This is a genomic window from Arthrobacter sp. fls2-241-R2A-200 (assembly GCF_030209745.1).
Taxonomy (GTDB): Bacteria; Actinomycetota; Actinomycetes; order Actinomycetales; family Micrococcaceae; genus Arthrobacter.
Window position 1 is genome coordinate 317,055 of record NZ_JARVRJ010000001.1, and the last position, 15,640, is coordinate 332,694.

Here is a 15,640-nt window from a genome sequence, read left to right on the forward strand (position 1 = left end):
TCCTTATCGTTTGCGGTGAACGGCGGGAAGGAACGGCGGGAAAGAACGACGGGAAAGAGGGACGTACCCGTTATAGCGGGGCGCATTGTCCGTTGGTGGCCACAAGGTTCCGGATGCCTTGCTCGTCGCCTTGGGCTTTGAGTCCGTTGAGCAGCTCCACCGTAATGGGCGTCCCATCGGGCGTGGTGGTCACCGGGGTGAAATCCGATGCCACTTGCTTGGGCACTGCCTGCTTGGGCGCGTTTGCCGGCGCGTTTGCCAGTGCGACCCGGAGCGTCTGCGGAGACGCAGCAGACGCAGTGACGGCGCCATCGGCATGAGGGGTGGCTGCGGCCTGAGGGGCGGCGCCTGCGGAGCCCAGCAGGTCGTGGACCTTGGAGTGGATCACGTCGAAGTCCGGCGTCGTCGAGAAGGCGGCATCAAAGTCGGGAGGTCCGATTGTCATCCGTTTCACCGCCTGGTTCTTCGATTTCAATGCCAGATCCACGAAGCTTCCGAGCTGGCCGGAGGAAATGTTGGACTCAACAACCTTGGTACCCGCGTTGGCTATGTCCTCGAACTTGGTCAACAACGTGGCAGGGTCCAGCTGCTTAAGCATGGCTTGCTGGACGCACTGCTGCCGGGAAATGCGGGCGTAGTCGTCCACGAATTCGCGGGAACGCCCGTACCAGAGGGCCTGGAACCCGTTGAGGTGCTGGTCCCCGGCCGCGATCCAGCCGTCAGGCATTCCGTGGATCCCGTTGGCCTCGTCAATGGTGGGGCCGCTGATGGGAACCCAGCCGCCGGCTTTGATGCGGATTCCGCCCATGGCATCGATGAGTTGGGCGAAACCGTCCATATCAACCAATACGTAGGCTTGCACGCTGATACCCAAGGTGCCCGACACAGCCTCGAGGGTAGCTTGGGCGCCCGGATCAGCAACTCCGGGGTACAGGTCTTGGTATTTGTTGGTGACCTCGGTGTTGACGGCGTTTATCAGGCATTCGTCACCGCAGTTGTAGCCGTCAGGGTAGATCTTGCGCATGGGCGACTGCTCGCTGAACTGGGCGTTCTGGAGGTTGCGCGGTACTGAGATGATGGCGCTGGCGCCCGTTTTCGCGTCGACGCTGATGACGGACAGGCTGTCAGGCCGCCGACCGGTTCGATCACTTCCTGCATCACCACCCATCATGAGGAAGTTGTAGCGGCCATCCACGGGAGTCATTGCCCGACCGGCGTCGAAAATACTGCCAATTGCGTTGCGGCTCACGTTCAGGACGTACGCCATGTACCCCAGCGAACCGCTGGCAAGGACAGTTGAGCACACCACGACGACGGCGACGATGGGCCGCATGCCTGGCGCGAGCAGGGTGGGCCTGATGATGCGCAAAGTGTTCAGGAAAAGCAGGCCCCAGCCCACGGCCAACGCCACCAGGACCACGATGACCACAAGGGAGGCGACCGGGTGCGTAACGATGCTGAGCACCGCGGATCGATCCACCAAAGCCAGGAAGATCGCAAGTACGGCCACAGCCCAAACCGCCAGGGTGACGCGCAGTGCCAAGCGGCCAAGCTGGCGGTTACCGGCGACTATCTGCGCGCTTCCGGGTATGAAGAGAGTGAGGAGGACCAGCACGAAGGCCCGCTTTGTCCGAACCGGGGCGCTAGCCCCGGAAGGAAAGCGAAGCGGATCAGTCAGCTTGGGGGCAGGCCGATCGGAGGTCTTGTGCACCGTAGTCATCCTCTGCCTTCCTAGGCGGAACTCCGCGCAGATCCGTTGGCGGGGGAGAAGACCTCCGCGACTTTTTGGCGCAGGTTTCCACCCTTCTTCGTGGCCACGTCATTGAGTTCCTGCGCGAAGGCGAGCAGGTCAGCGCGGAGTTTCTCCGCGAGCTCGTCCGTGCCGGAAGCCAACATACGGACGGCAAGGAGTCCGGCGTTGCGCGCGCCCCCGATGGAAACGGTAGCCACCGGAACACCCGCAGGCATCTGGACAATCGACAACAACGAATCCATGCCGTCCAAAGTCTTCAGAGGCACGGGAACACCGATGACGGGAAGGGGAGTCACTGACGCCAGCATTCCGGGGAGGTGCGCGGCGCCACCGGCACCGGCAATGATCACCCGCAACCCACGTTCGTGGGCGGTCTGGCCGTACCGGATCATCTCCGTTGGCATGCGATGGGCTGAGACCACGTCCGCTTCAAAAGGGATGCCAAATTCCGCAAGGGCTTCAGCGGCCGCTTCCATGACGGGCCAGTCTGAGTCCGATCCCATCACCAAGCCGACGAGAGGTGCTGTTTGATCAGATGTCACAATGTCTCCTCAGGGACGCTTGGGCCGGCATATGGCCGTTGCGGATGATGTTGGCCACTGCGGTGGCGCGTTCCCGAACGGAATCGACGTCGGCGACCGAAGTGCCCACCAAGTTGACGTGTCCGATCTTGCGGCCAGGGCGGACCGACTTGCCGTAGCAGTGGACTTTGGCCGCAGGCTCAAACGCCAGTGCCATGGGGAAAGCTCCGAACAGGTCCTGGTTGTCGCCACCGAGGAAGTTCTTCATGACAGTCACCGGTGCCAAAGCATCCGTAGCGCCGAGGGGGAGGTCCAGGACTGCGCGGAGGTGCTGTTCGAACTGGCTGGTGACGGAACCGTCCTGGGTCCAGTGCCCGGTATTGTGCGGGCGCATGGCCAACTCGTTGATGAGGAAGCCTGCCCCGACGCCCGGCGTCTCGAACAACTCCGCGGCCATGACGCCAGTGACACCGAGGTCGTTTGCGATGCGCAAGGCCGCCTCTTCGGCCGCGGCTGCCACTTCAACCGGGATGTTTTGGGCCGGTGCAATGACTTCGTCGCAGACTCCGTCTACCTGGATAGTGTGAACCACGGGCCAAGCTCGGGACTCCCCACCGGGAGTGCGGGCAACGAGGGCTGAGAGCTCGCGGCTGAAGTCCACTTTGGCTTCGGCCAGCAGGGGGCTCATGGCGTCGAACCAGGCGGCGCTGTCCGCGGCGTCGTCGGCGGTGTCGATGATCCTGACACCCTTGCCGTCGTATCCGCCTCGGGGTGTCTTCAGCACCACGGGCCAGCCAATCCTGTTGCCGAACTCCACTAGCTCATCAACGGTGTGGACCGCGGACCACTCCGGGTTGGGCAGCCCCAGGCGATCTATGGCCGCCCGCATGACCAGCTTGTCCTGGGCGTTGACCAAAGCATCAGGGCCGGGCTGGACGTTGACCCCTGCGTCGATGAGGGCACGCAGGTGCTCGGTGGGTACGTGTTCGTGGTCGAACGTGAGAACATCCACCCCCTTGGAGAACTCGAGGAGCGCATCAAGGTTTTTGTAGTCACCGACAGGGGCAGTTGCCACGGCCGCGACCGCTGAAACGTCCTCGCCCTCGGCCAATACCCGGAGTTCGAAGCCCAATGCGGTAGCGGGGGGAGCCATCATTCGTGCGAGCTGGCCGCCGCCAACTACGCCAATTACTGGAAAAGTCACAAGGTTCAGACTACCGAACCCGCGGCAGGATCCCTGATTCTGCCGCCCCGGTTACACCGTTTATCCGCCCGGGACCGCCCCCTATCGGGCTTCTCACAGTCCACTCCCGGGTAGCACTTGGAAATGGGCGCTAAAATGGGTTTGGCCCATCGGCCCACTTTTCAACGGCCATGGAGGGTCATGATCACCACACTTGCAGATCGCATCCGCGGACTGGCTTCGCTTTTTTGGCGCGAAGTCGCAAAGTTCGGCGCCGTTGGCGGTGTTGCTTTTGTCATTGACTCGGCCATCTACATCTGGCTCTTTTCCGGTCCGATGCACGGCAGCGAAGTATGGGCCAAGGCCATTGCGACGATCGTGGCAAGCGTGTTCTCCTGGGTGGCCAACCGGTTCTGGACCTTCCGCCACCGCAAGCAAGCCAACGTGATGCGTGAGGCGGTGTTGTTCGCCGTCATGAACCTTGTCGGTTTGTTCATTGCCTCCGGCTGCGTGTGGGTTGCCAAGTACATCCTGAACTTGAACGACAAGCCTTCGCTCTTCATCGCAGGAAGCGTAGTGGGCCTCATCCTGGGCACCATTTTCCGCTTCTTCGCCTACCGCTTCTGGGTGTTCAACGAGGAGTTGGATTCCGAGCCCGAGTTCTCCAAGGACCACGAACTCATCGACCTGCACCACAAAACGGGCAACCCCGCCACGGGTGAAGTGCCCTCCGTCGAGAAACGCTAAGGACCGCAGGCCGGCTGTTCAGGAGCGGCTGTTCAGGAGCAGCTGTTCAGGAACGGCTGTTCAGGAGCGGCTGACGCGCTCGTTCGCGATCAGGTGGTCCGTGACATCCGTCCCCGGGTGGACGAGCACGACCGAACCATTCACAGTCCATGCCCCGAGGGACGCTGCGAGCCCTGATTCCAAGCCCTCGGAGGCCCGGACCAGGAGCCGCACACCGGGTTCGTCCACGGTGGCGAAGTCCGTCAGTAGGCCGTTGTGTAAGTGGCTGACCGTTCCGCGCACTGCCGGCAGGTCCGGCGTCGGCTCGTTGTGCGCCATGAACACGTCACCATGTGACCGGACTTCCGCTGCGTAGTCGACGACGCCGGCCGGCAGGTTTCCGGGCCAACGCATTGCCAGTGCCGCAAGGGGTACCGCCACTACCGCATCAAAGCCGCCCCCGGCGTCGTCGGGTGTGTCGGTCACGAGGATATCCGCGGGAGTTCCGTCCATGACGACTTCCATCCCTACTTGCCATGCCGCCAAAGCCCATACAAAAGACTTCCAGTGCGCCGGGACGTCGAGACGAAGTGCCATCCCCGGTTCGGCATCCAGCTCGTCCTGCAGGAGGTTGCTGGTCTTTGCTACCCAGTTGTCCAAGACGCGGCCGGAGAGCTCAACGCGTTCGGAATCAGGGCCGTACCAGGTGAGCCTCGGGGAGGTGGACTGGCCCGACCTCAGGGTTGTCATCAGGTCAACTGCCGGGATACTCATGCGCCCATCTTGCCACGCTCCACTTCACCCTTCACGCTCCAATTCGATGCGAAGCTGCAGGACATGCCGCGCGCACGGCGCATTCTGCAGCGAGACCCCGAATCGGGAAAGTCAGTCTCCTTAGGGGTACTGTGATTTGCCCCACACCCCTTGTTTCGAGGCGGAGATGGGCCGCGGCGTCGACTTGCAAATTCCCCGATAATTCAACGGAAGTTCATGGGATCTGATGCAAGACTTCCATTTCCCGCGAAGTTGCAAGGGCGGCGTCGTTCAAAAACTCGGGCGTGGCGCATCCCACGTTTGTCCGGGAACTTGATTATTATCCCGGCGCGGCTTGACTGCCGCTAGTTACACGCGTGTAATTAGTAATCAACGCCGCTGCACAGAGGACCGGGTCACTGCCGGGAATCGGAATCCATCCACGCAGCAGCTGCAAAATCAGGAGGGACGCCATGGGGCAAGCGTTGCGTATCCAGGAAGATGCAGTCGTCGCAGGACATGCGTCGGTGAAGTACCGTTCGCGGGAAGTACCGGGGGATTGGTACGTGGACCCGGCAGATCCGGAAGCGGCAAGCCGTTACAACCAGAACGTGCAGCAGTCACTCGAGGACCAGGCAACTGCCCTCTTGGCTGAACATGAGGCGTTGATCGGAGACCTGCCCGCGGGTCCCGATGATGACGTGGACGATCCTCCCATGGAGGTGCGCCGTCCCACCGAAACCCCCTCCCAAGCTGTGTGGATCGGGCTTCCCGGCCAAGGCGACTTCGATGACGAAGGTGAACTGGGCTGGCAAACCGACGCGCTGTGTGCACAGACCGACCCCGAGGCCTTCTTCCCTGAAAAGGGTGGCTCCACCAGGGACGCCAAGAAAGTCTGCGGGGCGTGCAACGTCCGTTCCCAGTGCTTGGAGTACGCGCTCACCAATGACGAGCGGTTTGGTATTTGGGGCGGCCTCTCTGAGCGGGAGCGTCGTCGGCTTAGGAAGCGAGCGGTCTGATTCTCAAGGAAGTTCACGTTACCGCCGTCGTGGTTTCCCACGACGGCGGCAACTATCTCCCCAGGACACTGGCGGCACTGTCGAACCAAACACGTTCGCCGGATGCCGCCATTGGTGTTGACGCAGGATCCTCGGACAACTCGCTGGCATTGCTCCGCGAAGCTTTGGGCCCGGGCCACGTCATGTCATTCCACCCGCCGGCGAAGTCCGGATTCGGCGCCGCCGTGATGGCTGGACTTCAGGACCTCGCCCCGGCCCCGGACAGCGGCGGCCAACCAGCCGGCGTCGTCCACTGGGTGTGGTTGCTGCACGATGACGCCGCACCGGCGGCGGACGCCTTGGCTGAGCTGCTGCATGCCGTGGAACGCGCGCCGTCGGTTACCGTGGCAGGCTGCAAGCAGCTCGGTTGGGACAACGAACGGCATTTGGTGGACGTGGGCTTGTCTACGAGCCGCTGGGCTGAGCGCCTCACGCTGATCGACGCCGATGAAGTCGACCAAGGCCAGCACGATAACCGCACGGACACCTTCGCCGTTAACTCCGCCGGAATGCTGGTCCGCAGGGACGTATGGGAACAGTTCCAGGGCTTTGATCCGGCACTGCCCGGAAGCGGCGACGACGTCGACTTTGGCTGGCGGAACTGGCTGGCCGGAAACCGCGTGATTGTGGTCCCCAGCGCGCATATGTTCCATGTGGAGCACCGGCCCAACGGCTTGGGCACCTCCTCCGCCGCGCGGAAAGCCCAAATCCACATGCGGCTTAAGCATGCGCCATGGTGGAACGTCCCCTTCCAGGCCTTGGGCGCCCTCCTTGGCGCGATGGTCCGACTCCTGCTGAGCATCCTGGTCAAGGAACCGGGCTATGGCTTCTCGCAGTTCACCGCTACAGTCGCGGCTTTGATGCGGCCGGCAGCTGTACTCCGCGCCCGTCGTGTCGCCGCAAAGACGCGGCGGGTGCCACGGTCCCTTGTCCGGAAGTTGCAGAAACCAACACGTGAAGTCCGTGCCAACAGGCGATCCCTGCTGGAAGCTATCCGGCCCGCGGATGATTCGCCTGTTTCGGACCTCTTGGCGCCGGAGCCCAGTGGCGACGCCGCTGACGACTTCGCAGCCCTGGCCACCAATGAGCGCGGATGGGTGGGAACGGGCGCAGTAGCTGCGGCGTTGCTTGCCTTGGTCGCCGCACTCGTGGGCCTCCTGGGACTTGTTGGATCCAGTTCCGTGGCGGGCGGGGCATTGCTCCCGCTGTCCTCCGCCGCCGGATCTGTTTGGGCCAACGCCTCCGCATGGTGGATTTCATTGGGAGCCGGATTGCCTGGCCACGGGGATCCGTTTGGTTACGTCCTGTGGCTCCTGTCTTTGGCCGGCGGCGGGGCCGGGAATGGAGCCATGGTGTGGCTCTTTGTTCTGGCGCTTCCTCTTTCAGCGGTGGCCGCGTGGTTCGCCGCGGGTGCCCTCACCAGGTTGCGGCGCTTCCGGGTTATTGCGGCCTTGGCCTGGTCCGGAGCCCCGTCACTCCTGGTGGCGGTCAATGAGGGACGTGTGGGTGCGCTGCTTGCCCACCTGTTGATGCCGTTGCTGCTGCTGGCACTGCTGCGGGCCTGCGGTGCCGCGATTGATCAGCGGCACTCCCCGGGACAGCGCCAGCTGGGCCAGCGGACAGTTCGAGTCAAGAAACCGGGAATCAACGGAGTACCGTCATGGACTGCAGCTGCGGCGGCCGGGCTCGTCATGGCAGTAGTCACCGCGTCAGCGCCCTCCCTCATAGCGCCCATCGTGGTTTCGGTGGTACTTGGTGCTGTGATATTGGGCCAGCGGGGTAAGACCCTGTGGTGGTCCCTCCTTCCCACCATTGTCTTGTTCCTGCCTTACGCGATCTCCGTCCTCGACCGGCCCCGGGCTTTGCTGGCCGATCCCGGCCTGCCTCTCGCTTTCAACGCTGCGCCCTTGTGGCAGCAGCTGCTTGGCCAACCTTTGGCGTTTGACGTCGACGGCGGCCTGACGGGCCTGTCCGTCTTCGGACCCGGTTCTTTCCCCTGGGCCTTGGTGTTGGCCTGCCTCATTGGCGTGCCGGTGTTGCTCCTGGCTGTTATCGCCCTTTTCCTCCCGGGGCGGCGGACCGCGCTTGTCCGCGTGTTCTGGTTGGCAGCCTTGGCCACGCTGGCGAGCAGCTGGCTGGTAGGCCACCTGGCGACCGGGATGAACAATTCCGTGATGGTAGGCCCGTTCACAGGCCCGGCTATCTCTGCGGCCGGCGTTCTACTGCTGTGCGCTGCGTTGCTCGGTGCCGAAAAACTCTTCGCAACCGGTGGAGCCAGCACCACCAGACCCGGGCGGAAGCCGGCCTTACGCCGTGTAGCTTCGGGCTTGATAGTGGCACTCATGGTTGCCGGCCCCTTGGCATCCATGACTGCTTGGGCTGCCCAGGATGTGTTGATGCCGTCGCCGGGCTCCGGAGCCGTCCCCACGACCGGTGCATCTCTCGGTGTTGCCCGCCAAGTGTGGCCCGTGGACCACGCCACCTTGCCGGCCACCGCCGTCGACCTTGGCCACGGACCCGAGAAGGCCCGTACTCTGGTCATCACCAGCGGCGAACAGGGCACCTTCACGTCGTCGCTGATGAGGGGTGAAGGCACCACGATGGATAGCCTCTCCACCATTGCATCAGCCCGCACGATCATCGGCCCTCCGGGGCGTGAGGAAGCTGCCGCGGACGATCCCGCCACCACTTCCTTGCGCAGGGCGGTGGCCACCATCGTTGCAAGTACGGGTGTGGACCCCCGAGCCGATCTTGAGCAGCTCGGCGTTGGCTTTGTGGTGCTGAAGGCCGCCGATAATGCCGCGCAGTTGACCGCCAGCAGGATCGACGCAGTCCCAGGGCTCGTCGCCGTAGGCCAGACCGACGCCGGTTGGCTGTGGCGTGTTGTCTCGCGGAACCAAGCCGCTTCCACGGCCGCCGATACAGCCCACCGGGCCCGCATCGTGGACTCAAAAGGCGCAACTGCGGGCTTCCTCCCGTCCGAGGATGTTGCCGTCAACGCTCCAGTGCCTGCCGGCGACGCCGGCCGCATGGTGGTTTTGGCTGAGAGGTCAGATCCCGGTTGGAGTGCCTCGATTGACGGTCACCAGCTGAAGGCCACCACCTCGGGATGGTCACAAGCATTTGAACTTCCCGCTGGCGGTGGACACCTCGAGGTCCGCTATACCAACCCCTGGGCGTTGTGGTTGGGCATCCTCCAAGTCGCCGTGATCGGACTGACCGTATTGCTTGCCGTTCCAGTGCCTGCTCGACGCACGCGGACCGGCATGTCGAGGGATGAAGTTTCCCTCCGTAAGGAGTACAGCAATGTCTGACGAGCTGAACAGCGTCAACGACGCCGGTGACGTGCCGGGCGCCAAGGCCAGCAGCACCAAGGCCAGCAGCGCCAAGGCTGAAAATGCCAAGGCCAGCAGCGCCAAGGGGCCGGGCAAAAGGGAGTCCAGCGGGTCCAGTCGCGCGAAAGACTCAGGCTCGCGCAAGAAAGGATCCCGTACGTCCCGCAAGGGCGTAATCGTTGGGGTGCTCTCCGGCGTCGTGATCCTTGCTGCAGGCGGAGCGGCGGTTGCTGCAGCGTCCGTGTTGCCCGGTCCGTCCGGTGGTAAAACGCTGAATGTACCGCAGGCGGATGTCCCGGCAGGCCAAGCGCTCGGAGTTTGCCCGGAACCGGCGCGGCTGCTCAATGGGAGCGTCGTCGGCACCGATGCCGCGTTCAGCCCCGTATCGACCACGGCAGCCAGTGCGCTCAACGCCGTGGTGCTGAGCAATGCGGCCGGCGTCATTCCGGGAAGTAAAGTGACCGCGCTGTCCGGCGCTGCGGTGGCGGAGATCGCTAAGGCGCCAACGGCCAGTCCGACGCCGACCACCGGCCCTCCGGTCCTGGCGGCAGCTTTGGCCTCCATCAGTCCGGTGACGTCCGCAACCGTGGTGGGCGCTGATCCCATCGGCAATGAGCAGGCATCCATGGCCGCAAACGTCACGTACTCCGCCACGGACGGTGATCTGCGCGGGCTTGCCTCAGCGCAGTGCCAACAGCCCGGCAACGATGCTTGGATCCTTGGAGCGAGCACGTCAGTTGGCCGCACCGCTGTGCTGAATGTCAGCAATGCCTCCTCAACCCCGGCCACGGTGAACCTTGATCTGTTCGGGAGCCAAGGGCAGATTCAGGCTGCTGATGCTCGCGGCCTTTTGGTGGCCCCAGGAACAACCCGATCCATCAATCTCGGGGGACTGGCCCCTGGGCAGACCCAACTTGCCGTCCATCTCCTCAGTACAGGCGGCCCGGTTGCCGGAACCATTCAACAGAGCGTCCTGCGGGGGTTGGTTCCCGGCGGCGTCGAGTACTTGTCCCCAGGCGCTGCGCCCTCCAACCTCCAGGTGATGTCCGGGGTCAATATCCAGGACACCGCGGCGATCAAGGCGCTCGGCGGCAAATCCGACTTCGCGGACGCCCTCCCCGCATTGCAGCTGGCCGTTCCCGGATCAGCGGACGCGGTCATCCAGGTTCACGTCTACGGCGCCAACGGCGAGCGTCAGATTCCCAACGGGGGAGTAGTGACGGTGAAGGGCGGCACCGTAGCGACACTGAACCTGGACGGACTGCCGGCCGGGACGTACTCGGTGGGCGCCAGCTCGGATGTGGCTTTTGCTGCCTCGGCCCGGGTGACACGTGGCGCAACAGTGAATGATCCAAGCGACTTCGCTTGGTCGCCGGCCTCCGCACGGCTCGGCAGCCAGCATCTCGTGGCGGTCCCTCGGGAGGGCAACGCGTCGTTGACCTTCGGCGTTCCCGTAGGCCGTGGAACGGTCAGCTACGCTCCGGTGACAACGGACGGGAAGATCGGCAAGGCCATTTCCGTGGATATGTCCGGAGGGACGACGTCGTCGATCGATCTGCCGGCGAAGTCCGGAGCGTCTGCCGTGGCGGGATACGTCGTTTCAGCCTCGGGCGATCCGGTCTATGGCGCGCTCCTCCTTGGTAAGGACGGCCGAAACGATGTTTCGGTGGTTGCCATCCCGGACGCAGCCGCTGGACTTGAGAAGGTGCCGGTTTCGGTCGGTTACTGATAACGACGGCGGTAGACAGGGTCAAGCGTCTCCGGCGGGACGCCGAGCATTTCTGCCGTGTACTCCACCACCACGTCATGCACCAGGTCCTGGAGTTCCTCGCGATTGGTTGAGCCCTGCTCGACAACCCGCCGGTACACAGTGATCATCGGTGCTTGGCCGCGGCCTCCGGGCGTGTAGGACCCCATGGGTGCGGGGCCGCCTTTTGCGACCAGCACCTCAAGGTCAGGTGGGATCTCGTCGACGGCGAAGAGTACGCCGTCGAGTTGCTTTCCCCACATGTCCTGCAGCCGTTCCGCTGAGTCCAGCACCATGTCATCAAAGCGCTCGGAGCGCGAACGGAAACCGGGAAGGTTCGGGAGCATCAACTCGCCGCGCAGTCCCCGGCCATGGCGGTTTCGCCTGCGCCTCCGGAAACTGCGGCCCGGGCCAGCGCTTTGCTCCGCCTGATCGCCACTGGCGTCAGTCCCCTCTGCGTCAGTCCACCGGAGGGTGAATCCGGGAACGTGTGGCTGTGACTGCATGTATCGACTTTAGTCCGGAGGGACCGGCAACGCGACATCATCAGGCCGGAACGGCAAGAGTGCCGTCCCCGCGGAAATTCTTGCGCGGGTCACAGCCCCCAATGCACAAGGTAGGTCTCCATAAGCGCTAATCTGGGGTGTTGTGGGTGCTATCCGTCAGTGTTCAAGATCAGCTTGCCGCCAGTCTGCGGTGGCCACTTTGACGTACGTGTACGCAGACTCCACGGCCGTTTTGGGCCCCCTGGCCACCTACGCCGAGCCGCATGCCTATGACCTTTGCTCCCAGCACGCCGGCAGCCTCACGGTTCCTCGTGGCTGGGAGGTCCTGCGTTTGGCGATGCCGGCCACCAGGCCTGAGCCTGGTCCGGATGACTTGCTTGCTTTAGCAAATGCTGTCAGGGAGGCCGCCTCGGCAGCTCCGGAGACCGCCGCGCGGCACAGCCACCCGCAGATTGAGCCGCCGGCTGCCGCGGAAGGAACCCGCCGCGCCCACCTGCGCGTACTCCGCGAACCTTCGTAGTTCTTACCCACTGAGGCAAGTCACGCGAGGCGTCGTCACCGCGTCGTTGCAGGTGGACGCAGGGCCGCGAGCCTGGGACGCAATTCGTCGTCCGCGGACCAGGGGAGGGACTGCGCGGTAGGCTGGGATCAGCAGATAAGTCCACCTAGCGTGCCACCACGGCGCCATCCAGGGAGCATCATTTATGCCAAAGGTCAGTCCTGAACTGTTGTCCATCCTGCGCTGCCCCGTGACCGGTTCCCCACTGGTCCAGGAGGGGGAAGAATTGGTCTCCACCGAGCCGGGAGCCGACGGCGAAAAGCTCCGCTACACGATGGAGGACGGCATTCCGTTGCTGCTTCCCCCGGAACTTTTGGCAGCCGCGAACGCTGCCGGCTCCAGCCACACCGATTCCCAGGCCTGAACGGCTTCCCCTCCACATCCGCACGTCCGGTTAATCCCTAAGGAACTTCCATGACTTTCGACTTCAAAGTGGCTGACATTTCCCTCGCGGAGGCGGGCCGCCACCAGATCCGCCTTGCTGAGCACGAAATGCCCGGCCTGATGTCACTCCGGGCGGAATTCGGAGCGGAGCAGCCGCTGAAGGGTGCCCGGATCGCCGGATCGTTGCACATGACAGTGCAGACTGCGGTCCTCATCGAGACCCTCACAGCCTTGGGTGCCGAGGTCCGTTGGGCTTCCTGCAACATCTTCTCCACGCAGGACGAGGCCGCGGCCGCCGTCGTTGTCGGTAACGGTACGCCGGAAGACCCGCAGGGTGTCCCGGTCTTCGCTTGGAAGGGCGAAACCCTCGAAGAGTACTGGTGGACCGCGGAGCAGATCCTGACGTGGCCCGGCGCGGAGACCAATCCCGAACTCGGTCCCAACATGATTCTCGACGACGGCGGTGACGCCACGATGCTGCTGCACAAGGGCGTGGAATTCGAAGCCGCCGGTGCAGTGCCGGCAGCCACCGAGGAAGATCCTGAGGAATACATACTCATCCTTGACCTCCTACGCCGCACATTGGCCACCGACCCGCAAAAGTGGACCCGGCTGGCGGCCCGCATCGAAGGCGTCACGGAAGAAACCACCACCGGCGTACACCGCCTGTACCAGCTTGCCGAGCAGGGCAAGCTGCTTTTCCCGGCCATCAACGTGAACGATTCCGTCACTAAGAGCAAGTTCGATAACAAGTACGGCATTCGCCACTCCTTGCCGGACGGGATCAACCGCGCCACCGACGTCCTCATGGGCGGTAAGGTCGCCGTCGTCTGCGGCTATGGCGACGTCGGCAAGGGTGCCGCAGAGGCGCTGCGCGGACAGGGATCGCGGGTGATTGTCACGGAAATCGACCCCATCTGTGCCCTGCAGGCCGCCATGGACGGCTACCAGGTTGCCAAACTGGAATCCGTCCTGGCGCAGGGCGACATTTTCATCACCACCACGGGCAACAAGGATGTCATCATGGCCGAGCACATGCTCGGCATGAAGAACAAGGCGATCGTGGGCAACATCGGCCACTTCGACAATGAAATCGATATGGCCGGATTGGCCAAGCTGCCCGGTGTGAAGAAGGTGGAAATCAAGCCGCAGGTCCACGAGTGGGTCTTCGACGCCGGTTCAGATGACGAACGTTCCATCATCGTCCTGTCCGAGGGACGCCTCCTCAACTTGGGTAACGCCACCGGTCACCCGTCCTTCGTGATGAGCAACTCGTTCGCGAACCAGACCATTGCGCAGATTGAGCTGTGGACCAAGAGGAACCAGCCTGCGGGCGAACGTGAATACCAAAAGCAGGTTTACGTCCTGCCGAAGATCCTGGACGAGAAGGTGGCGCGCCTGCATTTGGACGCCCTGGGCGTGGAACTGACCGAATTGAGCAAGGACCAGGCAGACTACCTCGACTTGGACGTCGCTGGCCCCTACAAGGCGGAGCACTACCGCTACTAGGACCGCGGCGGTCCGGCTGTGCCTTATTTCCGGCTGTGCCTGATTCGCTTGACGAATCATGCGGCGTCGACGGTCCGTGCGTCGGCGCCGCATAATGACAGCGAGCTTACAGTTGCATTTCAATCTGGCCGCGGCCGGGGTTGATCCTCGTGTCGGCCCAAAGCCGGACGGTAGGCTCGACTGCAGACAAGAGAGCCGGCGGCAGGATATTGCCGGTGGATGCCTACGGAAGTGAAACCCGCTGTGAGCGACAAGAGCCAGACACCGCAAGAGCCCGACACCGGTTCCCATGAGGACCCGGACGAGCCGGCTTTTGACTGGATGAAGCCAGCTTCGTCCAGCGGTTCTTCCGCAGCGGCGCCCACCGACGAGGTGCAGGGCGCCGCCGCCGGAGCTACCGCCGGCGCAGCCGGCCCCACCGAGCAGCCCAGCCCCACCGAGCAGCCCGGCCTCACCGAGCAGCCTGGCCTCACCGAGCAGCCCGGCTCGCGTGCCGACCGGAAAGCCGCCGAAGCGGGGACCGCCGGCGCCCACCAGCCAGTGGCCGAGACTCCCGTGTTCGCGGACACCTTGGCCCACACGCCGGCGGACAAGCAACCGTCCGCGTACTCCGAGCAGTCCACCTATTCGGAGCCGCTGCCGACGTCGGCCCTCCAGGTCCGTCCGCCGGAAGAGGAGGTGGCCCGCCGCAACGCCGAGCGTGAACAAGCAGCCAAGGTCAAGCCCGTTGGCCCCCGTGTTTTCCAGGTCCTGCTGGCTGTCTTCTACCCGATCATCCTTTTGGTCCTGGCAGTCCGCGCCGTGACCAGCCCGCTGTTCCTCTGGGTGGAGTACAACCGTCCTGGCTTCCCCGGAGACGGTTACGGCTTCAGCACCGATGACCGGATGACCTACGGCTCGTACGCTGTGGACTATTTGAGCAACTGGGCCGGTCCCCGCTACTTGGGAGGCTTGGTCACCCAAGACGGCACCAAGCTTTTCCGCGACGGCGAAGTTGCCCACATGGCCGACGTCAAGGTCGTGATCCTGTCCACGTTCCTTGGTGGTCTCTTGCTGGTGCTGCTGAGCATCATCGCCATTCTGTATCTTCGTAAGCGCAGCAAGGGCGGCGTCCGTCGCGGCCTCTTCGCAGGCTCGATCGTCACGCTGGTCATCATCATCGCCTTGGGCGTCCTGGGCACGCTGAACTGGGAGCAGTTCTTTACCGATTTCCACCACGTTTTCTTTGCCAACGGCACCTGGACCTTCTCGCTGGATGACACCCTGATCCGCCTCTTCCCGGGCCAGTTCTGGGTGGACGCCGGCATCGTGATCGGTGCCCTGGTCTTCATCGCGGCCGTGCTGACGTTCATCTTCACGTGGCCCACCCGTCGTCGAAGGGGACTTCCGCCGCGCAAACAGCGCAAGGCCGCCAGCCAGGACGCAACGGTAGAAGGCTCCAACCATGGTGACTCCAGCGCGGGCGAACTTGCCGACGTCGACGGGGGTGGCGAGGAAGCGGAAACGCTCGACGCCGGAACCCGCGCGGGCGCACACGCCAGCAACGCTTCGGTAGACGCTGAAGACGATGCTCACCGGGAAGCGAAAACCAGAGCCAAGCGGTAGC

General features: G+C 63.7%; 13 protein-coding genes. 8 read left to right on the top strand and 5 right to left on the bottom strand.

Going from position 1 to position 15,640, the window contains the following annotated elements:
* Positions 1-70: 70 nt before the first annotated feature.
* The 3 genes from QRN42_RS01500 to QRN42_RS01510 are packed head-to-tail and all read right to left on the bottom strand — an operon-like array spanning position 71 to position 3,478.
* Positions 71-1,720, bottom strand: a complete 1,650-nt coding sequence (locus QRN42_RS01500) for an LCP family protein (protein ID WP_284977676.1) — start codon at positions 1,718-1,720, stop codon at positions 71-73.
* Positions 1,721-1,731: 11 nt separating this feature from the next.
* Positions 1,732-2,256 carry a 5-(carboxyamino)imidazole ribonucleotide mutase gene (gene purE / locus QRN42_RS01505; protein ID WP_284977851.1) on the bottom strand — a complete coding sequence of 175 codons (525 nt, stop codon included), beginning with the start codon at positions 2,254-2,256 and terminating at the stop codon, positions 1,732-1,734.
* A gap of 28 nt (positions 2,257-2,284) precedes the next feature.
* Complete coding sequence (locus QRN42_RS01510; protein ID WP_284977677.1) at positions 2,285-3,478, bottom strand: 5-(carboxyamino)imidazole ribonucleotide synthase; 1,194 nt, start codon at positions 3,476-3,478, stop codon at positions 2,285-2,287.
* 180 nt (positions 3,479-3,658) lie between these two features.
* Between QRN42_RS01510 and QRN42_RS01515 the strand changes: the two genes are divergently transcribed.
* Positions 3,659-4,204, top strand: a complete 546-nt coding sequence (locus QRN42_RS01515; RefSeq protein ID WP_284974396.1) for a GtrA family protein — start codon at positions 3,659-3,661, stop codon at positions 4,202-4,204.
* 60 nt (positions 4,205-4,264) lie between these two features.
* Here the strand turns inward: QRN42_RS01515 and QRN42_RS01520 are convergent, their stop codons facing one another.
* Positions 4,265-4,957 (bottom strand): TIGR03089 family protein, encoded by a 693-nt coding sequence (locus tag QRN42_RS01520; protein WP_284977678.1) that lies wholly within the window; start codon positions 4,955-4,957, stop codon positions 4,265-4,267.
* A gap of 452 nt (positions 4,958-5,409) precedes the next feature.
* Between QRN42_RS01520 and QRN42_RS01525 the strand changes: the two genes are divergently transcribed.
* From QRN42_RS01525 to QRN42_RS01535, 3 genes are read left to right on the top strand one after another with little or no spacing between them, the layout of a single operon-like run.
* Positions 5,410-5,955 (top strand): WhiB family transcriptional regulator, encoded by a 546-nt coding sequence (locus QRN42_RS01525; protein WP_284974398.1) that lies wholly within the window; start codon positions 5,410-5,412, stop codon positions 5,953-5,955.
* A gap of 29 nt (positions 5,956-5,984) precedes the next feature.
* Complete coding sequence (locus QRN42_RS01530) at positions 5,985-9,308, top strand: glycosyltransferase family 2 protein (protein ID WP_502869468.1); 3,324 nt, start codon at positions 5,985-5,987, stop codon at positions 9,306-9,308.
* Complete coding sequence (locus QRN42_RS01535; protein WP_284977679.1) at positions 9,301-11,058, top strand: DUF5719 family protein; 1,758 nt, start codon at positions 9,301-9,303, stop codon at positions 11,056-11,058. Before QRN42_RS01530 ends, QRN42_RS01535 begins: the two co-directional genes overlap by 8 nt.
* Here QRN42_RS01535 and QRN42_RS01540 read toward each other — a convergent pair.
* Positions 11,052-11,582 (bottom strand): metallopeptidase family protein, encoded by a 531-nt coding sequence (locus tag QRN42_RS01540; protein WP_284977680.1) that lies wholly within the window; start codon positions 11,580-11,582, stop codon positions 11,052-11,054. The genes QRN42_RS01535 and QRN42_RS01540 overlap by 7 nt on opposite strands.
* Positions 11,583-11,724: 142 nt before the next feature.
* Here QRN42_RS01540 and QRN42_RS01545 point away from each other — a divergent pair, with 142 nt between their 5' ends.
* The 4 genes from QRN42_RS01545 to QRN42_RS01560 all read left to right on the top strand — a co-directional run bounded on the left by QRN42_RS01545 (position 11,725) and on the right by QRN42_RS01560 (position 15,639).
* On the top strand, positions 11,725-12,102 hold the full coding sequence (locus QRN42_RS01545) for a DUF3499 domain-containing protein (RefSeq protein ID WP_284977681.1): 378 nt from the start codon (positions 11,725-11,727) through the stop codon (positions 12,100-12,102).
* 184 nt (positions 12,103-12,286) lie between these two features.
* Positions 12,287-12,505: a Trm112 family protein gene (locus tag QRN42_RS01550; protein WP_284977682.1), complete on the top strand. Its 219-nt coding sequence runs from the start codon at positions 12,287-12,289 to the stop codon at positions 12,503-12,505.
* A gap of 50 nt (positions 12,506-12,555) precedes the next feature.
* Positions 12,556-14,034, top strand: a complete 1,479-nt coding sequence (gene ahcY / locus QRN42_RS01555) for an adenosylhomocysteinase (RefSeq protein ID WP_284977683.1) — start codon at positions 12,556-12,558, stop codon at positions 14,032-14,034.
* A gap of 219 nt (positions 14,035-14,253) precedes the next feature.
* Positions 14,254-15,639 (top strand): TIGR01906 family membrane protein, encoded by a 1,386-nt coding sequence (locus QRN42_RS01560; protein WP_284977684.1) that lies wholly within the window; start codon positions 14,254-14,256, stop codon positions 15,637-15,639.
* Position 15,640: the final 1 nt, after the last annotated feature.